Source organism: Arachidicoccus terrestris, from assembly GCF_020042345.1.
In the GTDB taxonomy this organism is placed as follows: domain Bacteria; phylum Bacteroidota; class Bacteroidia; order Chitinophagales; family Chitinophagaceae; genus Arachidicoccus; species Arachidicoccus terrestris.
In genome coordinates this window covers 3,945,893-3,972,134 of record NZ_CP083387.1, presented here as the reverse complement: position 1 = coordinate 3,972,134, position 26,242 = coordinate 3,945,893, and the positions used below count along the sequence as shown (strand labels likewise).

26 protein-coding genes are annotated in these 26,242 nt (G+C 44.0%); 19 read left to right on the top strand and 7 right to left on the bottom strand.

Annotation, left to right across the window (positions count from 1 at the left end):
* Position 1 precedes the first annotated feature (1 nt).
* Positions 2-1,240, bottom strand: coding sequence for an ornithine--oxo-acid transaminase (rocD, locus tag K9M52_RS15565; RefSeq protein WP_224069354.1), 1,239 nt, complete (start codon positions 1,238-1,240; stop codon positions 2-4).
* Positions 1,241-1,579: 339 nt separating this feature from the next.
* Here rocD and K9M52_RS15560 point away from each other — a divergent pair, with 339 nt between their 5' ends.
* Positions 1,580-1,975: a hypothetical protein gene (locus K9M52_RS15560; protein WP_224069353.1), complete on the top strand. Its 396-nt coding sequence runs from the start codon at positions 1,580-1,582 to the stop codon at positions 1,973-1,975.
* 88 nt (positions 1,976-2,063) lie between these two features.
* Here K9M52_RS15560 and aat read toward each other — a convergent pair whose 3' ends face one another.
* Both aat and K9M52_RS15550 read right to left on the bottom strand, forming a co-directional pair.
* Positions 2,064-2,738 carry a leucyl/phenylalanyl-tRNA--protein transferase gene (gene aat / locus K9M52_RS15555; protein WP_224069352.1) on the bottom strand — a complete coding sequence of 225 codons (675 nt, stop codon included), beginning with the start codon at positions 2,736-2,738 and terminating at the stop codon, positions 2,064-2,066.
* An 83-nt stretch (positions 2,739-2,821) separates the two neighbouring features.
* On the bottom strand, positions 2,822-3,130 hold the full coding sequence (locus K9M52_RS15550) for an ATP-dependent Clp protease adaptor ClpS (protein WP_224069351.1): 309 nt from the start codon (positions 3,128-3,130) through the stop codon (positions 2,822-2,824).
* A gap of 324 nt (positions 3,131-3,454) precedes the next feature.
* Between K9M52_RS15550 and rlmN the strand changes: the two genes are divergently transcribed.
* From rlmN to K9M52_RS15535, 3 genes are read left to right on the top strand one after another with little or no spacing between them, the layout of a single operon-like run.
* Positions 3,455-4,504 (top strand): 23S rRNA (adenine(2503)-C(2))-methyltransferase RlmN, encoded by a 1,050-nt coding sequence (rlmN, locus tag K9M52_RS15545; RefSeq protein WP_224069350.1) that lies wholly within the window; start codon positions 3,455-3,457, stop codon positions 4,502-4,504.
* A gap of 36 nt (positions 4,505-4,540) precedes the next feature.
* Complete coding sequence (locus tag K9M52_RS15540) at positions 4,541-5,995, top strand: pseudouridine synthase (protein ID WP_224069349.1); 1,455 nt, start codon at positions 4,541-4,543, stop codon at positions 5,993-5,995.
* Between the two features lie 38 nt (positions 5,996-6,033).
* Positions 6,034-6,750: an RluA family pseudouridine synthase gene (locus K9M52_RS15535; RefSeq protein WP_224069348.1), complete on the top strand. Its 717-nt coding sequence runs from the start codon at positions 6,034-6,036 to the stop codon at positions 6,748-6,750.
* A 220-nt stretch (positions 6,751-6,970) separates the two neighbouring features.
* Here the strand turns inward: K9M52_RS15535 and K9M52_RS15530 are convergent, their stop codons facing one another.
* Positions 6,971-7,183 (bottom strand): hypothetical protein, encoded by a 213-nt coding sequence (locus K9M52_RS15530; protein ID WP_224069347.1) that lies wholly within the window; start codon positions 7,181-7,183, stop codon positions 6,971-6,973.
* A gap of 435 nt (positions 7,184-7,618) precedes the next feature.
* Here K9M52_RS15530 and K9M52_RS15525 point away from each other — a divergent pair, with 435 nt between their 5' ends.
* The 14 genes from K9M52_RS15525 (at position 7,619) to bcp (ending at position 19,985) form a co-directional block, all read left to right on the top strand.
* Entirely contained in the window at positions 7,619-9,043 is a 1,425-nt protein-coding gene (locus K9M52_RS15525) for an anthranilate synthase component I family protein (RefSeq protein ID WP_224069346.1), read from the top strand.
* A gap of 36 nt (positions 9,044-9,079) precedes the next feature.
* Positions 9,080-9,652 (top strand): anthranilate synthase component II, encoded by a 573-nt coding sequence (locus tag K9M52_RS15520; protein ID WP_224069345.1) that lies wholly within the window; start codon positions 9,080-9,082, stop codon positions 9,650-9,652.
* A 92-nt stretch (positions 9,653-9,744) separates the two neighbouring features.
* Positions 9,745-10,749: an anthranilate phosphoribosyltransferase gene (gene trpD, locus K9M52_RS15515; RefSeq protein ID WP_224069344.1), complete on the top strand. Its 1,005-nt coding sequence runs from the start codon at positions 9,745-9,747 to the stop codon at positions 10,747-10,749.
* A 53-nt stretch (positions 10,750-10,802) separates the two neighbouring features.
* The gene (trpC, locus tag K9M52_RS15510) at positions 10,803-11,603 is read left to right on the top strand and encodes an indole-3-glycerol phosphate synthase TrpC (protein ID WP_224069343.1); all 801 of its coding nucleotides are present in this window, start codon (positions 10,803-10,805) and stop codon (positions 11,601-11,603) included.
* A 4-nt stretch (positions 11,604-11,607) separates the two neighbouring features.
* Positions 11,608-12,264, top strand: coding sequence for a phosphoribosylanthranilate isomerase (locus K9M52_RS15505; RefSeq protein ID WP_224069342.1), 657 nt, complete (start codon positions 11,608-11,610; stop codon positions 12,262-12,264).
* Positions 12,261-13,322: a hypothetical protein gene (locus K9M52_RS15500; protein WP_224069341.1), complete on the top strand. Its 1,062-nt coding sequence runs from the start codon at positions 12,261-12,263 to the stop codon at positions 13,320-13,322. Before K9M52_RS15505 ends, K9M52_RS15500 begins: the two co-directional genes overlap by 4 nt.
* 40 nt (positions 13,323-13,362) lie before the next feature.
* On the top strand, positions 13,363-14,556 hold the full coding sequence (gene trpB / locus K9M52_RS15495; RefSeq protein WP_224069340.1) for a tryptophan synthase subunit beta: 1,194 nt from the start codon (positions 13,363-13,365) through the stop codon (positions 14,554-14,556).
* 31 nt (positions 14,557-14,587) lie between these two features.
* Complete coding sequence (gene trpA, locus K9M52_RS15490) at positions 14,588-15,370, top strand: tryptophan synthase subunit alpha (protein ID WP_224069339.1); 783 nt, start codon at positions 14,588-14,590, stop codon at positions 15,368-15,370.
* A 57-nt stretch (positions 15,371-15,427) separates the two neighbouring features.
* Positions 15,428-16,018 carry an imidazole glycerol phosphate synthase subunit HisH gene (gene hisH / locus K9M52_RS15485; RefSeq protein WP_224069338.1) on the top strand — a complete coding sequence of 197 codons (591 nt, stop codon included), beginning with the start codon at positions 15,428-15,430 and terminating at the stop codon, positions 16,016-16,018.
* Between the two features lie 10 nt (positions 16,019-16,028).
* The gene (gene murQ, locus K9M52_RS15480) at positions 16,029-16,859 is read left to right on the top strand and encodes an N-acetylmuramic acid 6-phosphate etherase (RefSeq protein WP_224069337.1); all 831 of its coding nucleotides are present in this window, start codon (positions 16,029-16,031) and stop codon (positions 16,857-16,859) included.
* Between the two features lie 225 nt (positions 16,860-17,084).
* Positions 17,085-17,861 carry a 23S rRNA (guanosine(2251)-2'-O)-methyltransferase RlmB gene (gene rlmB, locus K9M52_RS15475; protein ID WP_224069336.1) on the top strand — a complete coding sequence of 259 codons (777 nt, stop codon included), beginning with the start codon at positions 17,085-17,087 and terminating at the stop codon, positions 17,859-17,861.
* 35 nt (positions 17,862-17,896) lie between these two features.
* Positions 17,897-18,775, top strand: a complete 879-nt coding sequence (locus K9M52_RS15470) for a hydroxymethylglutaryl-CoA lyase (protein WP_224069335.1) — start codon at positions 17,897-17,899, stop codon at positions 18,773-18,775.
* Positions 18,776-18,814: 39 nt separating this feature from the next.
* On the top strand, positions 18,815-19,378 hold the full coding sequence (locus K9M52_RS15465) for a GNAT family N-acetyltransferase (RefSeq protein WP_224069334.1): 564 nt from the start codon (positions 18,815-18,817) through the stop codon (positions 19,376-19,378).
* Positions 19,379-19,505: 127 nt separating this feature from the next.
* Positions 19,506-19,985, top strand: coding sequence for a thioredoxin-dependent thiol peroxidase (bcp, locus tag K9M52_RS15460; RefSeq protein WP_224069333.1), 480 nt, complete (start codon positions 19,506-19,508; stop codon positions 19,983-19,985).
* Between the two features lie 36 nt (positions 19,986-20,021).
* Here bcp and K9M52_RS15455 read toward each other — a convergent pair whose 3' ends face one another.
* From K9M52_RS15455 to K9M52_RS15445, 3 genes are all read right to left on the bottom strand, one after another.
* On the bottom strand, positions 20,022-21,884 hold the full coding sequence (locus K9M52_RS15455; protein WP_224069332.1) for a UbiD family decarboxylase: 1,863 nt from the start codon (positions 21,882-21,884) through the stop codon (positions 20,022-20,024).
* A 122-nt stretch (positions 21,885-22,006) separates the two neighbouring features.
* Positions 22,007-22,699 (bottom strand): DUF6089 family protein, encoded by a 693-nt coding sequence (locus tag K9M52_RS15450; RefSeq protein WP_394369818.1) that lies wholly within the window; start codon positions 22,697-22,699, stop codon positions 22,007-22,009.
* Between the two features lie 164 nt (positions 22,700-22,863).
* Positions 22,864-23,400 (bottom strand): acyl-CoA thioesterase, encoded by a 537-nt coding sequence (locus K9M52_RS15445; RefSeq protein WP_224069331.1) that lies wholly within the window; start codon positions 23,398-23,400, stop codon positions 22,864-22,866.
* Between the two features lie 152 nt (positions 23,401-23,552).
* Between K9M52_RS15445 and K9M52_RS15440 the strand changes: the two genes are divergently transcribed.
* On the top strand, positions 23,553-26,237 hold the full coding sequence (locus K9M52_RS15440; protein WP_224069330.1) for an FtsK/SpoIIIE family DNA translocase: 2,685 nt from the start codon (positions 23,553-23,555) through the stop codon (positions 26,235-26,237).
* Positions 26,238-26,242: the final 5 nt, after the last annotated feature.

Here is a 26,242-nt window from a genome sequence, read left to right as displayed (position 1 = left end):
ATCAGTCCAGGCAGCCGGCAATAATGTCCACACATTCCAGGATTTGCTCCTTCGTAATGACCAGCGGGGGCGCAAAACGGATTTTGTCACCGTGTGTGGGTTTAGCCAAAAGCCCCGCATCCCTCAATTTAAGACAGATATTCCAGGCCGCGTCTTTATCCATATGGTCAATAACCACGGCATTTAAAAGCCCCTTACCTCTGATTTCTTTAATCACCGGGTGCTTCAATTCACGGATCTTCTCTCTGAAAAGCTTGCCCATTTCTTCTGCGTGTTCAGCCATATGCTCTCTTTTCAGGACTTTGAGAGACTCAATGGCCACAGCACAGGCCAACGGATTCCCCCCATAAGTGGAACCGTGTTCGCCAGGCAAAATAGTCAACATGATTTCATCATCAGCTAAAACAGCACTTACGGGCAACACACCGCCACTTAAAGCCTTGCCCAATATGATTATATCAGGGCGAACATTTTCATGATCACATGCCAGCATTTTTCCGGTACGAGCGAGGCCTGTCTGGATCTCGTCTGCTATAAATAATACATTATTTGCTTTACACAATGCAGCAGCCTTTGAAAGATAGCCATCATCAGGAACATGCACCCCCGCCTCACCTTGGATAGGTTCTACCAGAAAGGCTGCCACATTCTTATCTTCGAGTGCTTTGCCCAGCGCCTCAATATTATTGTACTCGACGGTGACAAATCCTGGTGTAAAAGGACCGAAATCATTTTTTGATACAGGATCTGTACTAAACGAGATGATGGAAATCGTTCTACCGTGAAAATTCTCAGAAGCTGTCAGTATAACAGCTTTATCTGATTCGATGCCTTTTACCTTATACGCCCATTTACGTGCAAGCTTTAGTGCTGTTTCTACTGCCTCAGCACCGGTATTCATAGGTAATACTTTATCATAACCAAAATACCCGGTGATATATTTTTCAAAATCACCCAATATATTGTTATAGAAAGCGCGTGATGTCAAAGTCAGCTTAGACGCCTGGTCAGTCAGCGCTTTCATGATGTCGGGATGGCGGTGACCTTGATTCATCGCGGAATATCCGCTTAAAAAGTCATAGTAACGTTTACCATCTACATCCCATACAAAAACACCTTCTCCTTTTTCAAGGACAACAGGCAACGGGTGGTAGTTATGGGCTCCATACTTATCTTCTAGAGCTAAATAATGCGCCGATTTTGCTGACAGCTCTGTATCAGCCTGTATATTTTCAGACATGCTATTCTGTATTAATAAAAGTGATAGGATATTGGCCCGCCACAGGCACTCCCTGGGATGACTGAAAAAAATTAGAGCCAAGTAAGTAAATAAACCGGACAGAAGGGATACTAATAGTTACCCCAAGGGATGATTCAAGTAATCAAGAAAGTTATGTAAGAATAATTCTCGCATGGCCTGCAAGATACTAAGAAATTATTAACCGGCAAAATAACATCTGGAATTAGAGGATCAAAAGCAGATAACTGAGCGCCAATTTTATTACTTTTGCCAGCAATAGGGGTTCGGCCATTATAGTCAGGCTAACCGGGTCAAAAACGGGCCAATTAAACTCAAAAAATGAAATATTCACAACAAATAGGAGCGGTTCTGGCTTTACTGATCATTGTTAATTGCTTTTTCCCCTGGAGTTATATTCCTTCTCTGGATATTACAATCACTGGGATGAATACGACCGGAACGCACTTTGGTAAGCCCGGTATTCTGCATATCGCATTTTCTTGTCTTGCTTTCATATTATTTTTGATCCCCCGTATCTGGAGCAAGCGCACAAATATTTTCATCTGCGCTATTAACCTTGCCTGGGGCCTTAAAAATTTTATGCTCTATTCAATGTGTCCTGCAGGTGATTGTCAGGAGAAACGATTTGGCATATACCTTTTACTGCTTTTTTGTTTCATCATGATTGTGATGGCATTATTACCTAAAATAGCGATAAAAGAAAAAAGCCAATAACGGATGCTCATGAAAGGATAAACGGTGTAGACTATCGTTTGAACCGGAGAAGGTAGCCTTGGCAGAACACTGCTTTTTCAAACTCACACTACTCCATGTCAGTCAGGTTCCCGGTTTTTGTTGTTTCTTTTCTTAGGATTTCCATAAACTCGAAACGGGGAATCATTTTGGCACCCAGACTTTCCAAATGATTAGTATGGGCCTGGCAATCAATGATTTTCACACCTTGGGTTTTTAATTTCTCCACAAGACTGATAAAAGCAAATTTACTGGCATTGCTCTGACGCGCAAACATACTTTCACCAAAAAAAACATGCCCGATCCATACACCATAGAGTCCGCCAACGAGCTGATTCTCATGCCAGGCCTCAGCACTCAAGGCATAGCCCCCTCTATGCAAATCTGTATAGCCCCTCAGAACTTTATCCGTAATCCAGGTAGAGTCCTGGTCAGGTCTTTCAATTTGCTGGCAACAACGAATGACCGAATCAAAAGCCCTGTTAATACTAAACTGAAAGGTATTTTTTCTGAAAACGGCTTTCATTGACTTACTCACCCGTAAATCTTCGGGAAATAAGACAAATCTGGGATTAGGAGCCCACCACATAGGCATTTCGCCTTCAAACCAGGGGAAGATTCCGTTTTGGTAGGCCAGCAGCAACCGCTGCGCAGAAAGATCGCCGCCCAAAGCGAGTAACCCATCCGACAGTGCTGCCGAGACAGGAGGAAACCATAATCTGTCAGTAAGAATCGGTAAAGACATGCTTAAATAAATAAATACGGAGAATAAAGCATGTAATTAAAAATTATATAATTAATTAACATCTACCAGTTTATAAAAATTGATTAAACAACAGCTTCAATTGTCGCCCCTATACCTCTGTCCGTAATATTGTCACACATTGGTTTTAAGGTATCATAATCTCCTTTTTTGACGGCATATTTACCTTTGGTATGAATGATAAAAGCGCATTGTTCCGCCTGTTCCTCCGTATGACCACAAACTTCAATCAACGTCGTAATGACCCATTCAAAAGTATTAAAATGATCATTCCATATGATGAGTTGCAGTGGGCTATTCGTTGCAACCAAAGTATCTGTCCCGGCTTGTTCCCAAGGCTTAACTTCACTTAAAATATGACCCTGTTCTTTCATTTCCCAAAGGTAAAAAAATAAAAGTGAACAAAGATTCAAATTTGCATCTTGTGTTATCAAGCGGGGCGAGCCAGCTTATAACTGCCAAAACATCGCAATGCTATAAAAAGCCCCCTAACAAATAAACTATACAAGTCGCTAGTAATCAGTGTAATTATTATACGAATATTTCTCATTTGTGCTCATTGCTCTTTGCGGAATTTGAACGGCCCGCCTTAGCCGTTGAAGCTATCAGGTAGCATCCAAAGGATGGCTATCGCAGAATTACCGGCAAATCCCCTGATAATAAATCAAATTAACAAATTAAGGGTCTATCTTTGCAGGATGAACCAAGGGGGAAAACAAAATATCCGGCATCTAAACCTTAGCCAACTGGAACAATATTTTCAGGCTGCCGGTGAGCCTAAATTCAGGGCCAAACAGGTGTATGAATGGATATGGAGCAAACACGCCAGAAGTTTTGATCACATGACCAATCTTGGAAAATCGCTCAGAACAAAGCTGGAAGAAGGCTTTTCCCTGCCGGCACTACAAGTAGAAACGGTCCAGCATAGCCAGGACGGCACGCTAAAAAGCCGGTTTATGACCGTTGATCACCATATGGTTGAAGGTGTTCTGATCCCCACAGATGAAAGAAAAACAGCTTGTGTCTCCTCCCAAGTCGGATGTAGCCTTTCTTGCAAATTCTGTGCGACCGGTTTTATGGACCGCAAGCGTAACCTGCATTACGATGAGATCTATGATCAGGTGGCTTTGATCAATAATCAGAGTTTGGAAAATTATCAGAAAAAGCTGACCAATATCGTATTTATGGGCATGGGAGAGCCCTTGCTCAATTATGCCAATACCATCAAAGCAGTAGAACGCATTTCTGCTGCGGATGGTCTGGGTATGAGTCCCAGGAGAATTACCGTATCCACTGCGGGGGTCGCTAAGATGATCACTCGTCTGGGTGATGATCAGGCTAAATTTAAATTAGCCCTTTCCCTGCATGCCGCAAATGACAAGAAGCGTAATGCCATCATGCCCATCAATGAGACCAATAATATTAAAGCCCTCACGGAAGCACTTAATTATTATTATAAAAAGACCAAACAGCACGTTACTTTTGAATACATTCTCTTTCAGAATTTTAATGAAAGTACTAAGGACGCTGACGAGCTGGTCAAGCTTTATAGACAAGTGCCTGCGGACCTGATCAATATTATAGAATACAATCCTATCGACCAGAGTAATTTTAGCAAACCGTCAGAAGAAAGTACAGATTTGTTTATGCGTTACCTGGAAGCCCATAAAGTAAATGCCAGACTAAGACGTAGCCGAGGTAAAGACATCGACGCTGCTTGCGGACAATTAGCGAACAAAGGTAAATAGCCGGCTCTTCCATAATCAATTATAATAACCACTCCCATGAGCAAACTTGGATTTGAAAAATTCATCAATAAAAAATCTGCAGGTAAAATAAAAGAAGAACACCGGCAGGAAAAACGTAAATCCAAGGCTGCATTACGCGCAGCTGGGGATGAGTACCGGCGGCAGAAACTGGAAAAACAAAGAGGGGGCAATTCGTCTCCACGTGAAGATGAGAAATTCCGGGGTGGCAAGTCTTACAGGGAAAAAAGCGAAGATGCCGGATACAGCGCAAAAGGCGATAGAAGAGCACCGCATAGAGGCCCTGATGGCAGATTCACAAAACACAGTGACGACAACAAGGACAGAGGTCACAGAAATCACGGGGACAACAAAAACTCAAGAGGCAACAATAGAAATTTCGACCGTGATAACCGTGGCCGTTATAACGATCATCGCGGTGATCGTCAGGAAAAGCCTGGTAAATATGCGGAAAAAAACAAACGGTATGATGCATCCAGGCAATCTGACTATGACGGTAAACCTGTCAAAAAGAAGACTGATGTCGATGACAACCTAATGCCCCTGAACAAGTTCATTGCCCACAGCGGTATCTGTGGCAGGAGAGAAGCAGCGGAACTCGTAAAACTTGGTCAGGTGCAGGTGAATGGAGATATTGTATTTGAGCCGGCAACGAAGGTCTCAGAGAAGGATACCATTCAATTAAAAGGCAAAAAGCTGAACATTCAAGTAAAACATTACTATTTTCTGCTCAACAAACCTAAGGATCATATTACGACAACCAAAGACGAAAAAGGACGCAGAACCGTTCTTGATCTATTTAAAGACGTTGATGCCCGACATCTGTATCCGGTTGGGAGATTGGATAGAAATACAACAGGCGTGTTACTGATTACCAATGATGGGGAACTGGCACAACAATTGACCCATCCATCTTTTGAAGTCAAAAAAATCTATGAGGCGACTCTGGACCGCCCATTAGCAAAAAAGGACTTGGATGCGATCGCCGGAGGACTTACGCTGGAGGATGGAGAGATTAAAGCTGACCAGGTAGGTTATCCCGATGCCAAAAATAAAGCTGTTATAGGTATAGAGATCCATAGCGGAAAAAACAGGATCGTCCGCCGAATATTTGAACACCTGGGTTATGAAGTCAAAAAGTTGGATCGTGTAATGTTTGCCGGGCTTACCAAAAAGAATGTAGAACGAGGCAAGTGGCGTTACCTTTCTGAAAAAGAAATAAGAGTCCTTAAATACATGAATGCAGGCGGCACAAAAAAATCCAAAAAGGCAGCGGCGATAGAAGCGGCTATGCAAGCTCCAACACTCATCCCGGCAAAAAGAACCAGAATTCCCACTAAAACTGACGGCCGACCAACCAAGAAGGTCCCCCCAGGAAGAAAAGCGACGTCGAAATCAGAAATACCTGCAAAAAAGGCGACCAGAAAAAATGCCCCGGCAACAGGCAAAACGACCCGGAAAGAAAAACATTAACAGACTCAAAAATACAGGATTAAAGTTATAGCGTACCTATGCAGTTTGAGATCATCCACGAGAATGAACACTTTGTCGTCGTCAATAAACCCTCTGGCTTATTGAGCGTACCAGATAGGACACAATCAGAATCTTCTCTCAAAGATTTATTACATCAAAAGTATGAAACGGTCTACACTGTACACAGACTGGACAAGGCCACCAGTGGTCTAATTGTTTATGCCCGGGATCCGGAGACCCACAAAACACTTTCCAGGCTTTTTGAATCCCGGGAGGTAGAAAAGTACTATTTAGGGATAATAGAAGGTCATCTTCTTCCGCAGGAAGGTATCATTGAGACAGGCATTATGGAACATCCGGCAGGCGGAAAGATGATTAATCATGCCAAAGGGAAACCTTCAAAAACCTCCTACCGGACAGAAGAAATTTTTAAAGGCTATAGCCTGGTCCGGTTCCGGATCCATACCGGCAGAACACATCAGATCAGGATTCATTGCCAATATTTAGGCCATACAATAGTGGCTGATCCGATATATGGAGGAGGGAAACCGTTATTGCTTTCCTCCATTAAAAAGAAATTCAACCTTTCTAAGAAAGCGCCGGAAGAAAGGCCCATAATGGGGCGGCTGGCTTTGCATGCCTATCAGATCCGGTTTAAATTAGGTGAAGAAGATTATAGCTTTGAAGCGTCGCTATCCAAAGACATGCAGGCGACCCTTACGCAGTTACGCAAACATGCAAGCCAGATTATTTAGCCGCCTTAATGATTGGATACACCGTTTCTGTATAACCTTGATTTTGTGGCAATATACCGGCACATTTCAAAATCCGACATTTTCTTCAGCGCTTCATAAGTAGGCGCATATTGCTGTATACAGGTATTCAAAGAATCTTCATTATAGATATTACCGTACTTCTCAATCAGACTCTTTGTAAACCGATGCCGAACATAAGCCGACTGCTCTGCCTGCAAGGCTAGCAGCTGGCCGCATTTTGCCTTTCACCCATAAAAGAGATCTCTTTCATCAGGCAATTGTCTCCCATGCTAAGTCTTGGATCCTTATAATTGTAGAGATCAGCATATAATTCCCTTCTCCTGACAGAATCTGCAACATAATTTCTGCCATATACTTTTACCGTTGCCAATTCATGGGCTGCATTACCAATCTCGTCCAAATTAATGGTCACATTATAGATCGGATTAGTGCTGCTATTATTATAAATACAGGCATCTATCAGCCTTTGCCGGCAATAACAGCGAATCGTATCTTCCAGTTTAACGTGAATATGAATATACCTCTAATCAATGGTAGTGTCAACACCAACCTGTTATTCTGAAAAATAGCTCGAATAGGTACTGACGGTCAATAACTTAAAAAAAATAGCACGATTATTTTTTCATTTATCAAAAAGCATTTAAATTTGCACCATGATTTTGAACACAGTAAATATTCATTGGTGGTGGCAATGCTCAAAGACGTCGGGTCCGTTTGAAGTATAGCACCATGATTTATTTTACTACCAAGAAGTGAAAAATTAAAGATAGCAATATATTCAAGCCTCGGCGATCATTCGTCCGGGGCTTTTTCTTATCCCTTGCATGAGTTATTTTAAAAAACATTAATGATGCAGAAAATAAAAATTGAAACGCATTGTAAAAAAATACTATCTGACATATATACGCCGGTCGGTATCTATCTTAGATTAAGAGATAAGTATCGGGATACCATCTTATTGGAAAGTGCGGAACATCAGGTCGCTTCCAGCAGCCGATCAATTATTGGTATCGGCGCTATCGGTGGTATAGAAGTGCGGGACCTTAACTCCATTGAATTAAAATACCCGGGCAGACAGCCCGAAACCCTTGCCATTAAAGATAGTCAACAGGTGCCGTCCATCCTATGGGACTATATGAAGCAATTCGATATCCAGGAAACAGCCTCTGCTGAGACTAAACGAGCGCAGGGTTTGTTTGGATATGTATCCTATAATGCGGTTCAGTTTTTTGACACCATCCAATTGCCTTCTGCTGGCAATCAACCGGAAAGAGAAGTGCCTTTTATGCGTTATCGGCTTTATCAATATGTGATCATTATTAATCATTTCAAAAATGAGATGTTTATCTGTGAAAATAAAATCGCCGGCCTTGACAGTAATCTGGCAGAACTGGAGACGGTCATAAAAAGCAAGGACGTCCCTGAGTTTCCATTTGCCATTCATGGCGGGGAGTCTTCTAACAAAACAGACGAACAGCACCTGGACATGATCACCAAAGGCATTAAGAGCTGCCTGAGAGGCGATGTTTTCCAAATAGTGTTGGGACGCAGATTCCAGCAACGGTATACCGGTGACGACTTCAATGTCTACCGTGCCCTGCGCTCTATCAACCCTTCTCCGTATCTATTTTACTTTGATTACGGCGATTATCGCCTGATGGGGTCTTCGCCGGAGTCCCAGTTAATAATTGATAACGGAACCGCCATTGTCCATCCCATCGCCGGCACTTTTAAAAGAACCGGAGATCCGGTCGAGGACCAGCAGCTCAGTGAAAGATTATTGCAGGATCCTAAGGAGAATGCCGAACATACGATGCTGGTTGATCTTGCCCGTAATGATCTGAGTCGCCTGTGTGAGAATGTGCATGTCAGCTACTTTAAACAGATCCATCACTATTCGCACGTGATGCATATTGTCAGTGAAGTAAGAGGCAGTCTGCCTGCAGGTGCCAATCCTTTTGCTTTACTGGCAGCCACCTTCCCGGCAGGGACCCTAAGTGGTGCTCCCAAGTTTAAGGCTATGCAACTAATTGATCAGTATGAGGCCGACTCCAGAAGTTTCTATGCAGGTACAATTGGTTTTGTGGGTTTCAATGGCTCGTTTAACCATGCAATCATGATCCGCTCCTTTATGAGTAAAAATAACACCCTTTATTATCAGGCAGGTGGGGGTATTGTTGCCAAGTCCGATCCGGCGACAGAACTGCAGGAAGTACATAATAAACTGGGGGCATTAAAACAGGCATTAATTCTGGCAGACGAACTTTTTTAAAATTAACAAGCCTCACTTAACATAGACATATAAAAAATGAAACTTTTAGTTTTAGATAATTACGACTCATTTACCTTTAACCTCGTTCAGATTGTCCGGCAGATAACAGGGGACGCCGTGGATGTTTTTCGCAATGATAAGATTTCACTCGAAGCCGTTGCTGCTTATGATAAGATAATCTTGTCTCCAGGTCCAGGGCTTCCGGAAGAATCCGGCATTCTGCTTGATCTGATTAAGGCCTATGCGCCCACAAAATCAATATTGGGTGTTTGCCTTGGACAGCAGGCTATTGGGGAAGTTTTTGGTGCCAAACTTGAAAATCTAAGCCATGTATTTCACGGGGTAAGTTCATCCTGTATGCTGACAGGCACCAAAAGCCCTTTATTTGTAGGACTGCCTTCAGAATTTACCGTAGGCCGTTATCACAGCTGGGTCGTGAGTAAAGACGGATTCCCCGGCGACCTGTTGGAAATCACCGCCGAGGATGAAAATGGATATATTATGGGATTGCAACATAAAACCTATGATGTGCAAGGCGTACAATTCCATCCAGAGAGTGTACTCACTCCCGAGGGCAGAGGTATGATAGAAAATTGGCTTGGCCAGTAACAATATATAATCAGTTTCAACCGGAACAACAATGGAAGAAACGACACCGGACAATTTTCAATACATTCAAAAATGCTAAATAATAAATAGGAATGAAAAAAATTCTTCAGTATTTATTCGACTATAAAACATTAAGTACCGCACAAAGTAAAGATATTTTGATACAGATCTCTAAGGGTATGTATACAGAGACTGAGATCACCGCCTTTGTGACTGTTTTTTTGATGCGCACGATCACCATTGAAGAATTGCAAGGATTCAGTGATGCTCTTCTGGAGCTATGTGTTAAAGTGGACCTGGGTGCCGAACCCTTGCTCGATATCGTCGGCACTGGTGGAGATGGCAAAAATACGTTCAATATTTCTACACTGGCCTGTTTTATTGCCGCCGGTGCCGGGCAAAAAGTAGCCAAGCACGGCAATTACGGAGCAACTTCAATTAGTGGTTCCTCCAACGTAATGGAACAGCTAGGTTATGTTTTTAAAGCAGACCAGGACAAATTGCAAAAAGAATTAAAAGAAGCAGGTATCTGTTTTTTGCACGCTCCGTCCTTCCACCCGGCCCTGAAAACGGTCGGTCCGTTACGTAAAAATCTGGGCATTCGTACTTTCTTTAATATGCTGGGACCTCTAGTGAATCCGGCCAGGCCCCAATATCAGCTTCTGGGCGTGTACAATCTGGAAATGGCCAGACTTTACAATTATCTGTTGCAAAAATCCGAGAGAGATTTTGCAATCGTCCATAGCCTGGAAGGCTATGATGAAATTTCTCTGACCGGCGACTCCAAGATCATCACCCGTGCAGGTGAACGTATTGCCACTCCGGAGTCTCTGGGCAAGAGACAAGTATCCGCTGAGGATATTTTTGGTGGAAATACACTGGAAGAAGCAGCCGGGCTATTTAGGAGAATCATTACAGGCAAAGGCAGCTGGGCGCAAAACGCAGTCGTTCTGGCCAATGCCGCTACAGCTTTACATTGTACCGGCAACTACGCCGATTACCAGCAGGCATACCAACAGGCAGTAGTCAGCCTGGAATCTGGTAAAGCGCTGAGCGCACTGGAACGGCTGATCGACATCAACCAAGCCTATAAGTAGCGAACACTCCGGAAAGCCAGAGTATAAAACTATACATTAAAGAAACAAACCAGATGAAAAATATATTAGAAAAAATTATCGACTATAAGATAGGAGAGGTAGCCCGTGCCATGAAAGAGATGCCCGCCTCCGTTTTAATGAAAAGTCCTCAGTTGCTCCGCAGGCCATATTCTTTAAAAGAGCGCATACAGAAAGCTACGGTACCGGCTGTCATTGCTGAGTACAAACGTCGTTCTCCATCCAAGGGTGTCATCAATGATCAGGTGAGTGTAGAAGAGGTGACAGGCGCCTATACAAAAGCCGGTGCCAGCAGCCTGTCCATTCTGACGGACCAGCACTTTTTTGGTGGCAGTCTGGATGATCTTAAAATTGCCAGAGACAATGACGTTCCTATTCTGAGAAAAGACTTTATAATCGAAGAATATCAGCTTCTGGAAGCAAGAGCTGCAGGAGCCGATGTAATTCTATTGATTGCTGCGTGTTTATCTGCTGCGAGGGTGAAACAACTGGCCGCTTATGCTAAAAAGCTAGAGCTGGAAGTCTTACTTGAAATCCATACGGAAGAAGAGCTGGACCGGTTAACAGATGATATTGATTTAGTAGGTATTAACAATCGCAACCTGAAGACCTTCGAGGTAGATATTCGCCATTCCATAAAGCTAAGATCACTACTGCCAAAAGACAGGCCGGCTATCGCGGAAAGCGGTATCAGTGATGTAAAAGTAACAAATGAACTGTATCAGGCAGGATTCAAAGGCTTTTTGATTGGAGAATATTTTATGAAAAATGCTGATCCCGGCACAGCATTCAGCCACTATATCAGCGAACTAAATGCACTACAGACAGGAAACTAGCACGATGAGTAGACCGTTACAAATAAAGGTATGTGGCATGACCCAGGCAATGCAGGTCAGCACTCTTGGAGAAATGGGCGTTGATTATATAGGATTTATCTTTTATCCGGCCTCTCCCAGATATGTAGGCAATAAGATGCGGCCGGAAGAGATCAAGGCAATTAACGGATCTTTTAAAAAAGTGGGCGTCTTTGTTAACGCAGACAAAGACGAAATATTGAATACTGTAGAGGCCTGTGGTCTGGACATGGTACAGCTTCATGGAGATGAAGCCCCTTTACTATGTGAAAAGATTGCAGAGAATATTCCGGTAATCAAGGCTTTTAGGCTACTTAACAACGACGACGTTCTCTATAAGATCCTCCCTTACCGGGAAATTGTGGATTACTTTCTTTTTGACACAAATACTAAGAGCTTTGGCGGCTCCGGCAAACGTTTTGACTGGAGTATACTGGAGAACCTGTCCCTGGAGAAGCCTTTTTTCCTCAGCGGAGGCATCAGCGAGGAACATTTGCCAGATCTTAAGTTATTTCAGGAGCTAAGTGTGGCAAAAAGTTTAATTTCGTTGGATATAAACAGCCGTTTTGAGACGGAGCCCGGCGTCAAGGATTTAGATAGGATCCAGGCATTCATACGGCAACTAAAAGTAAATTTGCAATGAAAAGATACCTATATAAAACAGGCATTTTATTAATGGCGCTTTTTGGTGCGGCTGGCAGTTATGGCCAAAAGCTGACCATTGATCAGATCAATAGTGATAGCGCAGCACTGCGCTATGTCAAGGAAATGAATTATGACGTCAAGAGTGCACCCCAATGGAAGTTTTTCTACCTGACAAGTGGTGACGAGTGGCAGTCATATTATAATTTTAGCAATAGCGAGATAGATAAATACAGCCAGCAAACACAATCCAAAAGATGGTTGAAAACAGATCTCAACAGCGACGGCAAAACCGATCTGGTTGTGAGTGGCTATATTGCCAAAAGACCAGGAGACTGGGCTACAGCCACTTTTAAAATACTGGTATACCTTTCGCAATCCGGGAAAAGCTATACAGCCTTTAACCTCTTGGCATCAGGCAGCGATCATGCTCCTGCATATTTTAATGAGATTCAGGTAGCAGGTAAACATTACCTCCAGCTCCACAGGTGGCAAAGCCAGGATGAGCTGAACCATCAGCCTTATCAGAGTGATACAATCCGTTATTCCTCTTATTGGGGAAGTTTCTTAAACTTCTTTCAAAAAGGCATACGCCATTCAGAAATTTCCTCTATCAGCTATAAGGTGCTGGAAGATTTCGATGGTAGCTATCACGCCTTGAATATAGACCTGGAGACAACCAAGAAGACCAATATGGAAATCGTTGTGAAGAGGTCCACTGAGAAAGAGCCAGATATCAATAGGGCCAGGCTGGCCAAGGACTTGTGGGTCCATATGGATACCCTCATACGCAGCAGTTACGCTATGGGCCGTGTCAAAGGTGACACGACAATCGTTCATCATGATATTAATAGCGAACAATTACCCATCTATCTGACAGTCATCTATAAAGACGGCCATAAAGAAACCATTCAGGATTATGGCAACGGTGCTAATTATTCTGTCATCACGATATACGCCTGCATGGAAAACATTATTCAAAATGTGTTTGATCAATTACAAAGAAGACAGGAATTGATTAATGGCATGTTAGATGGTGTCGGTAGTTTTGGGTATTAAAAACAAAAAACACGAATATTTAAATTTAGTATAGATCCGAATGAAACAGCAGATTCAAGTTGATGAAAATGGATATTACGGGCAGTTCGGCGGCGCCTATATCCCTGAAATGCTTTACCCGAATGTAGCACAATTACAGAAGGAATACATCTCTATCATGGAGGATGCCGACTTCCAGAAAGAATATAAATATCTGCTGAAAGACTATGTCGGCAGACCATCGCCCTTATATTTGGCTCAAAGGCTAAGTGCCCAGATAGGTACCGAGATTTACCTGAAAAGAGAGGATTTGAACCATACCGGTGCGCATAAGATCAATAACGCGATCGGTCAGGTATTACTCGCGCAGCGACTGGGTAAAAAACGCATTATCGCTGAAACTGGCGCCGGACAGCATGGCGTCGCAACGGCCACGGTCTGTGCCCTGAAAGGGCTGGAATGCATCGTATACATGGGCGAGATCGATATAAAAAGACAGGCTCCAAACGTAGCCCGCATGAAAATGCTGGGTGCTAAAGTGATCCCGGCTAAAAGTGGTAGCAAAACGTTAAAAGACGCGACTAATGAAGCAATCAGAGACTGGATCAATAACCCCACTGATACCCATTATGTGATTGGCAGTGTTGTTGGTCCACACCCTTATCCGGATATGGTCGCCCGCTTTCAGAGCATCATCAGTGAAGAGATCCGCTGGCAACTAAAGGAAAAAACCGGCAGCGAGTTGCCTACGCACGTTATCGCCTGTGTAGGCGGCGGCTCTAACGCCGCAGGGGCATTCTACTACTTTTTAAACGAGCCTTCAGTTGAGCTTATCGCGGTAGAAGCGGCGGGGTTAGGTATCCATTCCGGCCACTCGGCTGCAACCACAACATTAGGCACACCGGGCGTTTTACACGGCAGCAAAAGCATTGTAATGCAAACAGCTGATGGGCAGGTCGTAGAACCACATAGTATCTCTGCAGGACTGGATTATCCGGGTATCGGCCCCTTACATGCGCATCTGTTTGCCAGCGGAAGAGGCCGGTTCCTGAGTGCCACAGATGATCAGTCCTTAAAAGCCGCCTTCAACCTCACACGGTTGGAAGGAATTATCCCGGCGCTGGAAAGTTCGCACGCGCTCAGCGGTCTCGAACAAGTAGAATTTCCTGCAGGCAGCAGGGTAGTCGTTTGCCTGAGCGGCAGGGGAGACAAGGATATGGACACCTATATGAAACACATGGCAGACTTTGAATAAGACTTCTGTCAATCAATAATATTTTGAACAAATGAGTCGCATAGCACAGACATTTAACAAAAGTGATAATTACAAGGTCCTCAACGTATATTGTACAGCGGGCTATCCGGAATTGAACAGTACAATAGATGTGATGAGATCGCTCCAGCAAAATGGAGCTGACCTGATTGAATTGGGTATGCCATATAGCGATCCGCTCGCTGATGGAGAAATCATTCAGCAGAGCGGGGGAGTCGCCCTGAAAAACGGAATGACCATTTCGATACTCTTCAATCAACTAAAGGGCTTTAGAAAAGACATCCAGGTGCCGGTTGTGTTGATGGGCTATATGAACCCCGTCCTGCAATATGGATTTGAGCGCTTCTGTAAAAGCGCTGCAGAGGTTGGCATTGATGGGCTGATCCTTCCCGATCTGCCTCCACTGGAGTATCAACAGGAGTACGGAGCCATCGTGAAAGAATATGGTTTGGACTTCATCTTCTTAATCACACCAGAAACGTCAGAAGAAAGAATTAAGCTATTAGATAGCTTGAGCAGTGGTTTTCTATATGCCGTTTCGTCCAGTTCTACTACAGGGCATGAAAAAGATTTTTCCCTGGTAGAGAAATATCTTTCCGGGTTAAGTGGCTATGGGCTCAAAAATCCAGTTTTGGCCGGGTTTGGGATCAGGGACAAAACATCTTTTGATGCAGCGGCGAAGTACACGGATGGAGCCATTATAGGAAGTGCGTATATCAAGGCGCTAGCCGGAACTAAGGACGCTTTATCCATTGAAAAGGCAACAAAGTCATTTTTGCAGACCATTCGCCAATAACTTTCTTTCAGATGCCAAATCTAAAAGTGGATAAATAGTATTTAATAATTGTAATAAATGCAAACAGTAATTATAAAATATAATGCGGGGAATGTTCAGTCGGTCCTATATGCTCTGGAAAGAATTGGGTTTACCGCTGAAGTGACAGATAATGCGGAAAAGATCGAAGGCGCAGACAAAGTTATTTTTCCCGGCGTAGGCCATGCAGGATCTGCCATGACATACCTGAAAGAGAAAAGACTGGATAAGCTATTACCCTCACTTAAGCAACCTTTTCTGGGCATATGTCTTGGGATGCAGCTCATGTGTAGCCATAGCGATGAGGGAGATACAGATTGTCTGGGTATTTTTGACGAGCAGGTATTGGCTTTTAAGTCCAAAGAATTTAAAATTCCCCAGATTGGCTGGAATCAGATCAGTAGTCTGAAAACCCCGCTGTTCGATAAAGTAGCAGAAAACAGCTTTACCTATCTGGTACACAGTTATTATGCAGCCGTTGGAGATCATACCATCGCCGAAACAGACTATATTCACCCTTATAGCACCGCCCTGCACAAAAATAACTTCTACGGTGTACAGTTCCATCCGGAAAAAAGCGCGGCTGTTGGTGAACAGATTCTTTATAACTTTATGTCGAAAATAGTCTAATCATTGATCTATGGAACCATTTATTAAAACAACAGAACAGCCTTCCAGTTATCGCCATCTGGAGACAATGCCATTGCATGATTTGCTTGCAGGCATGAATCAGGAAGACCAGCAAGTTCCATTGGCTGTTCAGGCAGCACTGCCGCAAATTGAAAAACTGGCCCTGGCCGTTGTCGAAGCCATGGCAAGAGGGGGCAGACTGTTTTATATTGGTGCCGGTACCAGTGGCCGGCTGGGTGTACTGGATGCCAGTGAAATCCCACCAACCTTTGGTGTATCCAAGAACTATGTAATAGGTATTATTGCCGGTGGCAATATTGCCCTGACAGACGCCGTGGAGAATGCCGAAGACGATGAAGAGCAGGGTTGGAAAGACCTGGAATCACATAAGGTCAGTAAAAATGATATACTGATCGGACTTGCCACTAGCGGCACGACGCCTTATGTAATAGGCGCTATGGAAAAATGCAGAGCGCTCGGCATTGTTACAGGTTGCATCACCTGCAATAAACATGCACCGATCAGCCAGGTAGCCGACTTCCCGGTAGAAGTGATAGTAGGACCGGAATTTTTGACCGGCAGCACCCGGCTTAAAAGCGGCACTGCGCAGAAAATGGTACTGAACATGATCTCTACGATTGCCATGATCCGGATGGGCAGGGTTCTGGATAATAAAATGGTCAATATGCAGCTCACCAATCAAAAACTTATCGAGCGGGGCACCAGAATGCTCATTGAAAAAACGGGCCTTGAAACAGAAAAAGCCAAGCATTTACTGCTTCAATACGGGAGCGTAGCTGCTGCCATGGAGGCCTATAATAAAGATACTGGTCAGATATAAAAAGTTTAGCAAGCCCACCTTCTGCTCCACGTGTACGTCTGAGCATATTCTATAAATAGCCCTTATACCGGCTTATTAAAGTAAGGCGTCGTAATCTGCAACAGGCAAATAATAATGCTTATCGAAGGTAATTTACTACCTTTGTGTAAAAGCCGTACAGGATGTCTTTCAGGCAGAAGAACACGAATCTTCACATTCATCCAAGGCTGCACTAAAAAATAATGTATGGCTTTTCAGAAAAAAAGTACAAATAACTACCAGTCTAAGAAGAACATTATTGTTGGACGTAACCCCGTTATGGAAGCGCTTAAAAGTGGTATTAATATCGATAAAATACTTATTTTCAAAAACGCTTCCGGTGATGTGATACAGGGTATAAGAAGCCAGGCCAAAAAGCTGAATATCCCCGTACAACCAGTTCCCCAGGAAAAACTCTATAGCCTGACCAATACGAACCATCAAGGTGTTATCGCCTTTAAATCCGCTGTCACTTATCAAAACCTTCAACAGGTCATTGATCATATTGTAGGTAATGGTGACGTACCACAGTTTTTAATGCTGGATGGTATCACCGACGTCCGTAATATAGGTGCTATTGCCCGTAGCGCCCTTTGTACCGGCACCCATGCGATCATTATTCCCGATAAAGGAGTGGGAGCATTGGGCGAGGACGCCGTCAAAAGCAGTGCCGGTGCCCTGGAAAAAATCAACATCTGCAGAGTCAGCAGTCTGCTTAAAGCAGTGGAAGAATTACAATTGAATGGCATCGGTATTTTCACTTCTGAAATGGATGCGCCCAAAAAACTATTTGAACTGGATCTGACCCTTCCTTGTTGTTTTGTCATGGGTAGCGAAGATAACGGAGTGCAGCCTTATATTTCTAAAGCGGCCAACGAGAAATATGCTATTCCTATGACCGGTAATTTTGATTCCTTAAACGTATCTGTTGCTGCCGGTATCACATTATATGAGGCGATGAAGCAGCGCATGCAGCAGCGCTAGTAGCTATACTGCGGATACAACTTAAAACGACCGCCATGCAAACGGTAACCCAAAATAAAGTCATTGAACTGGTGGAATGCCCCAGGGATGCTATGCAGGGTTGGCCACACCCTATTACGACCGATACGAAGGTGGCTTACCTGAAAGCGCTACTGGAGGCAGGTTTTCCGGTGCTGGATTTCGGGAGCTTTGTTTCTCCTAAAGCCATCCCGCAGATGGCGGATACCGCTGAGGTCCTGGCCCGGCTAAATTTTTCCGGTATTAAAACACCTACAAAGTTATTGGCGATCATCGCAAATGTACGTGGTGCAGAAGATGCCTGTAAATATAAAGAGATCCATTATCTTGGTTTTCCATTTTCCATTTCTGAGACCTTCCAGTTACGGAACACGAATAGTACCAGAGCTGAAAGCTTCGAGCGGGTCAGTCAAATTCAGAAACTTTGTTTAGCCCACGATAAAGAACTTGTTATTTATTTAAGCATGGGTTTTGGCAATCCTTATGGAGATCCGTATAATGCCGTCATTTTGCAGGACTGGGCTGAGAAAATGGCTGAACTCGGTATCAAAATCATATCTCTGGCAGACACAGTTGGGCTGGCAACACCTGTACAAATCAAAGAAGCGCTGCAGGAATTGATCCCCCATTATCCAGCCATCACCTTCGGCGTTCACCTGCATTCTACCCGGGAGAACAGCCATGAAAAGATACAGGCGGCACTCGAGGGCGGCTGCCTGAGGTTCGATGGCGCCTTAAAAGGCATAGGAGGCTGTCCGATGGCTCAGGATGATCTCGTAGGCAATATGGATACTGAGCTGATGATTCGTTATTTTAAGACGCAACAGTATAATATTCCCCTAAATGAAGCGGCCTTCCAAAAGGCCATAACGATGACAAGTGAGGTATTTGTATAATTTTTTAATGCTGTTTGAACTCAATACTTCTTTTCGAGAATGAACAAGTTGATCATAGATACCCAACGCCTTCGTATCAGAAATTTAAAAACGACAGATCTGGCTGACTTTTACTTTTACCGTTCAAATCCAGAAGTCACCCGATATCAGGGGTTTGATGTATACACCCTTGAGGAAGCTCAGGCGTTTATTCAGGAACACCTGGATAAAGAGTTTGGGCAACCTGGTCAGTGGGTGCAATATGGCATCGAAAACAAAAGCACCGGAACAATAATCGGAGATTGCGCAATTCGCCTTGATCAATATGACATCAGAATAGCCGAGACAGGTATCACCATTGCACATACAGAGCAGAGAAAAGGCTATGCAAAAGAAACGTTACGAGCCATTTTGCATTACTTGTTCAATATTGCAGGTTTTCACAGAGTGAGAGAAATTGTGGATGCGGAAAACACGGCCTCCATTCAGTTATTGAGAAGCCTGGGGTTTAGAGAAGAGGGGCACTTTATAGAAAATATCTTTTTCAAAGGTAAATGGGGAAGCGAACGCCATTTTGCCATGCTAAAGAAAGAATGGCTGCAATCGGGCCTAAACAAAGGCTGACAAAGCAGTCCTTTTGACAAGACAACATTAAATAACATTTGGCAAGGCTTTCAACATTCGATACCTTTGAAATTGCGCACTCTTTCAATAGAGCTTGATTAAAAACAGTAGAAAATAATTAAGGTACATGAGCGATATAATACTTAAACCTGGAGATAAAGCACCCGCTTTCAAAGGCGTAGATCAAAACGGTGATGTCATTTCACTGGCTGATTTTAAAGGCCAAAGAGTTGTTTTATATTTTTATCCAAAAGATAATACACCCGGATGTACGGCACAGGCCTGCAACCTGAGAGACAATTATCAGACACTGATCAAACAGGGATATCAGGTGATCGGAGTCAGTGGAGATAGTGTTAAAAGTCATAAGAAATTTGAGGAAAAATTTGATCTGCCTTTTCCACTTATCGCAGATGAAGACAAAGTTATTTTAGACGCCTACGGTGTTTATGGACCTAAAAAATTTATGGGGCGCTCGTTTCTGGGTATTCACCGCACCACTTTCCTGATTGACGAGAAGAGTATTATCAGAGCCATTATAACAAAACCTGACACCAAAAATCAGACACAACAGATACTGGACACCTGGTCCACTCTGGGCGGTTAAAGCCTGCTTTGGAGATGTACACCGTTACTCCAGTATTCAGAATAAGGTTGTTGGAAAGTATCCTTTATAAGGCTGAAGTAGCTTATCTACATTAACCTCTACTTCGGAGTCCATTGTTAAGGCAGGCGCATGATGTTTTTTGATGCGGGCATCAATAATTATCGAGGTCTTGCAGCCCCAATGTTTATTAACCATTGTCTCCTCCAGACCATGGACATCTTCCGCCGGGTTGCTTCTGGTAAAAGTCACCCACAGGAAATTAGCGAGCGAATCTCCCATAAAAGAAGCGCTTTCTGTTAATACAATCATTGGAAAGCCCCGAAGAGCATCTTTATTATTTAAGAGTAATTCTTTCAGCGCTGCCAGATCCTGCGCTGCCCGTACAGGCTCCTTAACAGCAGGCATTTCTATAGCAAGCACGCCGGGCATTACCAGAACGACCGGATAATCCTGCAAAAGCTGCTGATCCTGCAAAGCATTTGCCAGTGTTTCAGGAATCAAAGCAGCCAGCCTTCTTATGGCCGGGCCTGTTGCTGCCAATATTAGCTTACTGCCCTTATTTAAAGCGGTACCGCTATAATCTAAGGTATCGATTGTTGTACAGGTCTGAAAATGTAGATCTCTTTCAAAATCGATTCTCTCTAACATATGTTTAAAAAATTCCGGAATATCCTTTACAGATAACTGACCACCCGGATCATCCGTGATCCATAAATATTTAGCCAGGCTTAACTGTCCTGTACCTAATATCCGGTTGGCCTGAGTAAGTAACTCCGCAGGTGCCGTTTCTTTTTGATAGGGCGTATAACGCTCTGAACCGATAGCTAACAATAAAGGGTGCACACCTGCCTGATCGACCGCATTCACCGCTTTTACACCTGGAATTTCCTGGCTAATTGCCCCCGCTGTGATTTCATGGATGAGATCACCAAAGCTGGTATCCTCCTGTGGAGGTCTGCCTACGACCGTAAAAGGCCATATGGCATCCTTTTTAGCAAGAACCTTGTGAATCTTTAAAAGCGGAAAGGGGTGGGTAAGGCTATAATACCCCAGATGGTCCCCAAAAGGGCCTTCCGGCTTCAGCTGTCCTTGGGCGACCTCTCCGGTGATCACAAAGTCAGCGTCCCGGCTGATCACATAGCCATCTTCATAAAAGTACCGGAACCTGCGACCGGCCAGCAGACCGGCAAACGTCAGTTCACTGATCCCTTCCGGGAGTGGCATCACTGCAGCCACACTATGAGCAGGAGGCCCACCGACGAATATACTCACCTTTAAAGGTCGGTGCTGCTTTTCAGCCAGCTGTTGATGGACACCGATACCTCTGTGGATCTGGTAATGAAGACCTACCTCCTGATCTTTTAAATAGTCATTGCCAGATAACTGAATGCGATACATTCCCATATTTCCGTTCATTACACCAGGCTTGTCTATATTCTCGGAAAAGACCTGCGGCAATGTAATAAAAGCACCGCCATCCATTGGCCAGTGTTGTATCTGCGGTAGATCAGAAAGGCTGACTTCTTCAAAATAGTCTGCTGTCTTTGCATGCAGCTTTAACGGAAGGGCTGTAAGTGCTGCCATACCAGATTTCACTCCCGAAACCGGCTTTTTAAGGGCTTCCATGGGGTTTCCTCTAAGGGACATCAGATTTTGGACTTTGGGAAGAGTCTCTCTGAAAAGATATTTACATCTGTCCATTGTGCCGTAGAGGTTCGCTAGTACCTTAAACCTGGAGCCTTTTACATTTTCAAACAGTATCGCCGGCCCGCCTTCCTTATAGGCGCGCAACTGAATAGAAGCCATCTCCAAATATGGGTCTACTTCTTCTTTGATGCGGATCAACCTGCCCACACGTTCTAAATCTTCGACCGCTTCCTGTAAACTCTTATAGGCCATAGTGGTAATTAATTTCTACTAACTAATACTGACAACCGGAAAATCTCTATTGTGCTTATACCTGCAAAAAGCAGGCCTTTCGCCTGCTTCGTACCTATCAATGGTATTCCCTTTATGAAGACTCAATAAACCGGCGGGCAATTGCAGTTTTTTCTGCCGGCTCTGCCGGCCGGGCGTCCATAACCACCTGCGATCTTACTTAACCTGAAAATAAACCCTAAAGAAATCGAATAATAATGATCATTGTTACCGTCCGCTATATAATTATCAATATAAGGGTTGAATAATATCCGGTATTTGCCTTCCAGTTTCAATTGAGTATTAGCAGAAAGGCCCCACTTGATGCCCAGGCCAACCGGGATATTCAGCTGCCAGTTATTAAAAGGCTCCACTTGTTTCATCGCGCGGTTTTCCTTTCTAAGTGCACCTTTGGCATTTTCATATTCTACCACCTGATAAGGTTTAAAATTATATATACCGGCACCTCCCAATACATAAGGCGTAAACCTGTATCCGTCATTCAGGTTAAAAAAATCGTACGAACCCGTGAGCGTCAACTCGTTAATATTGGATCTGAAATAGTAACCGGCACTGCGCGTATCATTACCCATATTGTCATTATTGACAAGTGCAGAATCTCCACCGCCAGCTTCAGAAGCGGTATAGACCAGCTGCAGATGGATTTTATCTGTTAATTCATAATGAATACCGAAAGAGGCGGCTGCTTTCGTATCGACATCTGGTATGGATCCCCCATAGCGGAGGATACCGCCACCAATTTCAAAGTAGCTGCGCTGCAAAAGAGTCTGCGCCATTAATGAGTGGGAAAAACATCCCATTATGGCTAAAACAGACAGGCAACGCAAAGCCCTTCCTATTGTGAAAATGATATTATGATTTTTATCCATAAGCAAAACAGCTAATTGCCATTTAATAACTAATATAACGCTGTGTACGGCAATATATTATTATAGCAGAATCAAGCTTCCTGATGCGGTGCTTTTGTACGCACAAAAAGCGCTTTCAGTTCGGTTGCATCATCAGGGGCCATCTTGCCACCCAGAATCAGTCTAAGCTGTCTTCGCCTCAATGCAGCCTTATACTGCTCTTTCTCCTCCTCAGTTTCAGGGATCAGTTCGGGAACCGGGCTTGGCCGGTTATGTTCATCTAAGGCAACAAAAGTAAAATAAGCTTCATTGCTCTCATACCGGTGCTTGTGGAGGCTGTCTTCTCCCCATACCTGGATCCGGACTTCCATAGATGTATTGAATGCGCGGGTAAGTTTAACCTCAATATGAACGATATTACCCAGTTTAATCGGATTCTTAAAGCTGATATTATCCACACTGGCAGTCATACAAGGCTTATTACAATGTTTACCGGCAGCCATGGCAGCGCCAATGTCCATCCAATACATCAGCCGGCCACCCATCAGATTACCAAAAGTATTGGTATCATTGGGTAAAACCAGTTCATTCATAACAACCAGCGATTCTGCCGCCTTTTTTGCCTCCATAGCATTGATTTTGCAGCAAATATAAGTTTTTACCAGTTTGATACGGCCGCATTTACCCGCGAAATCCCGATAAATTGGGCAAAGGTTGTCCACAAGGCGTCATATTCGCATCAAATTTGGTAATTTGCCGCTTTATTGAGTATAAATGTCCTATGGCGAATAGACTAAAAACAACCTCTAAACAGAAAGCAGCCACGCAGCTCAAAGAAGAGCCGGATGTGCAGGTTTCTGTGTCAGAACTTGTAAAAGACGAACGAACCTATAAAATTGTAGGAGCTACATTGCTGCTTATCGGTTTTTTCCTTTTTATATCCTTTGCATCTTATCTTTTCAGCTGGAAGGATGATCAGGACAAAGTCGTTAATTTTGGCATTAAGATCTTTAGTACAGAAGATGTAAAAGTTTCCAACCTCTTTGGGGTATTGGGTGCCTACACATCCCACAACCTCATTTACAATGGCTTCGGATTGGCATCCTTTTTATTATGCACCACATTCTTTGTACTGGGTGTCAATTTGATGTCTGGCAAAAAGATCTTCAGCCTCAAGCGTAATATCAAATACGTGATAGCTGGGCTGCTTATCCTAAGTGTAGCCTTGGCGTTCTTAAACAATCAGTTCCTGCATACCGGCTTTGCCTGGGGCGGTGGGGCAGGAGAACTTATTTCGGCCTGGCTGATCAAATGGATCGGCTCACTGGGTACAGTCTGCATCCTGATCCTGGCTGTTGCTTTTTATATTATCTGGCGTTTTGATCCGTCGTTTAGCCTGCAATGGTTCAAGAAACGTGTCGCTGACTTTAAAGCAACTGACAATGATACAAAAGAGGGCGATTCAGAGGGCACCGGCACACGCAGTCGTAAGCAGAAAGATAACAACTTCATTCATGACAATGAAATCGACACTGATACATCAGTAACGGAAGATGATGACGCTGATGCCTCTCTTTACATTGAAAAACCGGGTGTTGCTGAAGGTGGCAATCGTCTGAAAAACGCCGGCAAAGGAAGTGTTACCGTGACCATGCCGGATCAAGCATCTGAAGAAGACGGTCTTGGATTATCACTTTCAGAAAAACAGTCAGAGGTAAAGACCATAAATGAGCAATTGGCAGCAGGAATTAAAGAGGGTAGCATGGCACCGGAATCTGACAGCTCTAATGCTGACACTTCAACGACCATTGTCCTACCAGGGAACACCTTAGCTAAAAACAGAAACAAAAATGCCAATCCAGAAGATTTTAAGCTAGAGATCAGTGAAGAAGTAGAGGAGGTGCCTTCTGAGATCATTGTTGGACCGGGCAGTCCCGAAGCCAAATTTACGGCACAGGGCGACTACGAGCCGACATTGGATCTGAGCAATTACAAGTATCCGACCATCGATATGCTGGAAATGCACGGTTCAGAAAAATCGGTCCATGATCCGGATGAACTGGAGCAAAATAAAAACCAGATTATCACTACGCTTAAAAACTATGACATTCATATTCAGCGGATCTCAGCTACGGTCGGCCCGACCGTTACACTTTATGAGATTGTACCGGCACCCGGTGTCCGTATTTCCAGAATCAAAAACCTGGAGGATGATATCGCACTTAGCCTGGCAGCATTAGGCATCCGTATTATCGCCCCCATCCCCGGTAGGGGGACCATTGGTATTGAGGTGCCTAACATGAATAAGACCATTGTAAGCATGCGCGGACTGATCGCATCTGAGAAATTCCAGAATAACAAATTCTCTTTACCGATCGCCATCGGCAAGAAGATCAATAACGAAAACTTTATCGTAGATCTGGCCAGTATGCCACATCTGCTCATGGCGGGCGCCACCGGGCAGGGTAAATCTGTCGGCGTCAATGCATTACTGGTGTCCCTGCTCTATAAAAAACACCCTTCTCAATTGAAGTTTGTCCTGGTAGATCCTAAAAAAGTGGAGTTAAGCATCTACCGCACCATTGAGCACCACTTCCTGGCTAAGTTGCCGGGGGAGGAAGAAGCCATTATTACCGACACCAAGAAAGTCGTGACCACGCTTAACGCACTTTGTATTGAGATGGATAACCGGTATGACCTGCTTAAAGAAGCAGGTTGCAGAAATATTAAAGAATACAACGAAAAATTTGTCAAACGCAGATTAAATCCGCAGAAAGGGCACCAGTTCCTGCCATTTATCGTGCTGGTGATTGACGAGTTTGCTGATCTGATCATGACCGCTGGCAAGGAGGTCGAAATGCCGATTGCCAGACTGGCCCAACTGGCAAGAGCTGTGGGTATCCATCTGATCATTGCCACACAGCGTCCCTCTGTGAACATCATTACCGGTACAATTAAAGCCAACTTTCCGGCGCGTATCGCTTTTAAAGTTTCTTCCAAGATCGATAGCCGGACCATTCTTGATGCGGGAGGCGCTGAGCAATTAATCGGTAAGGGCGATATGCTCATTAGCTACAATGGCGAGATCACCCGTTTACAGTGTGCCTTCGTAGATACTCCTGAAGTAGACCAGATCTGTGATTATATCGGAGAACAACAGGGGTATCCGGAAGCATTCCTGTTGCCGGAATACATCGATGAAAAAGAAATGGGGACTGGCTCAGGATCCGATCTGGAAGATAGAGATCCTTTATTTGAAGATGCTGCTAAACTCATTGTGCAAAACCAGGTCGGTAGCACATCACTCATTCAAAGGCGCATGAAACTTGGTTATAATCGTGCAGGCCGGCTAATGGATCAACTCGAAATGGCAGGCATCGTAGGCGCCAATCAGGGCAGCAAGGCCCGGGATGTATTGATTAAGACGGATGCCGAATTACAAGTACTCCTCGATAATATGCCTTAAACTTT

What these genes read in the sequence shown, in the direction of transcription:
- K9M52_RS15535 (WP_224069348.1), top strand. Translation starts at nt 6,034, where the DNA reads ATGCAGTTTGAGATCATCCACGAGAATGAACACTTTGTCGTCGTCAAT.
- K9M52_RS15465 (WP_224069334.1), top strand. Translation starts at nt 18,815, where the DNA reads ATGAACAAGTTGATCATAGATACCCAACGCCTTCGTATCAGAAATTTA.
- aat (WP_224069352.1), bottom strand. Translation starts at nt 2,738, where the DNA reads ATGTCTTTACCGATTCTTACTGACAGATTATGGTTTCCTCCTGTCTCG.
- K9M52_RS15500 (WP_224069341.1), top strand. Translation starts at nt 12,261, where the DNA reads ATGAAAAGATACCTATATAAAACAGGCATTTTATTAATGGCGCTTTTT.
- K9M52_RS15520 (WP_224069345.1), top strand. Translation starts at nt 9,080, where the DNA reads ATGAAACTTTTAGTTTTAGATAATTACGACTCATTTACCTTTAACCTC.
- K9M52_RS15470 (WP_224069335.1), top strand. Translation starts at nt 17,897, where the DNA reads ATGCAAACGGTAACCCAAAATAAAGTCATTGAACTGGTGGAATGCCCC.
- K9M52_RS15560 (WP_224069353.1), top strand. Translation starts at nt 1,580, where the DNA reads ATGAAATATTCACAACAAATAGGAGCGGTTCTGGCTTTACTGATCATT.
- K9M52_RS15525 (WP_224069346.1), top strand. Translation starts at nt 7,619, where the DNA reads ATGATGCAGAAAATAAAAATTGAAACGCATTGTAAAAAAATACTATCT.
- trpA (WP_224069339.1), top strand. Translation starts at nt 14,588, where the DNA reads ATGAGTCGCATAGCACAGACATTTAACAAAAGTGATAATTACAAGGTC.
- K9M52_RS15445 (WP_224069331.1), bottom strand. Translation starts at nt 23,400, where the DNA reads ATGGAGGCAAAAAAGGCGGCAGAATCGCTGGTTGTTATGAATGAACTG.
- K9M52_RS15550 (WP_224069351.1), bottom strand. Translation starts at nt 3,130, where the DNA reads ATGAAAGAACAGGGTCATATTTTAAGTGAAGTTAAGCCTTGGGAACAA.
- K9M52_RS15505 (WP_224069342.1), top strand. Translation starts at nt 11,608, where the DNA reads ATGAGTAGACCGTTACAAATAAAGGTATGTGGCATGACCCAGGCAATG.
- K9M52_RS15440 (WP_224069330.1), top strand. Translation starts at nt 23,553, where the DNA reads ATGGCGAATAGACTAAAAACAACCTCTAAACAGAAAGCAGCCACGCAG.
- K9M52_RS15450 (WP_394369818.1), bottom strand. Translation starts at nt 22,699, where the DNA reads ATGGCGCAGACTCTTTTGCAGCGCAGCTACTTTGAAATTGGTGGCGGT.
- bcp (WP_224069333.1), top strand. Translation starts at nt 19,506, where the DNA reads ATGAGCGATATAATACTTAAACCTGGAGATAAAGCACCCGCTTTCAAA.
- K9M52_RS15540 (WP_224069349.1), top strand. Translation starts at nt 4,541, where the DNA reads ATGAGCAAACTTGGATTTGAAAAATTCATCAATAAAAAATCTGCAGGT.
- trpB (WP_224069340.1), top strand. Translation starts at nt 13,363, where the DNA reads ATGAAACAGCAGATTCAAGTTGATGAAAATGGATATTACGGGCAGTTC.
- trpC (WP_224069343.1), top strand. Translation starts at nt 10,803, where the DNA reads ATGAAAAATATATTAGAAAAAATTATCGACTATAAGATAGGAGAGGTA.
- murQ (WP_224069337.1), top strand. Translation starts at nt 16,029, where the DNA reads ATGGAACCATTTATTAAAACAACAGAACAGCCTTCCAGTTATCGCCAT.
- hisH (WP_224069338.1), top strand. Translation starts at nt 15,428, where the DNA reads ATGCAAACAGTAATTATAAAATATAATGCGGGGAATGTTCAGTCGGTC.
- K9M52_RS15455 (WP_224069332.1), bottom strand. Translation starts at nt 21,884, where the DNA reads ATGGCCTATAAGAGTTTACAGGAAGCGGTCGAAGATTTAGAACGTGTG.
- rlmN (WP_224069350.1), top strand. Translation starts at nt 3,455, where the DNA reads ATGAACCAAGGGGGAAAACAAAATATCCGGCATCTAAACCTTAGCCAA.
- rlmB (WP_224069336.1), top strand. Translation starts at nt 17,085, where the DNA reads ATGGCTTTTCAGAAAAAAAGTACAAATAACTACCAGTCTAAGAAGAAC.
- trpD (WP_224069344.1), top strand. Translation starts at nt 9,745, where the DNA reads ATGAAAAAAATTCTTCAGTATTTATTCGACTATAAAACATTAAGTACC.
- rocD (WP_224069354.1), bottom strand. Translation starts at nt 1,240, where the DNA reads ATGTCTGAAAATATACAGGCTGATACAGAGCTGTCAGCAAAATCGGCG.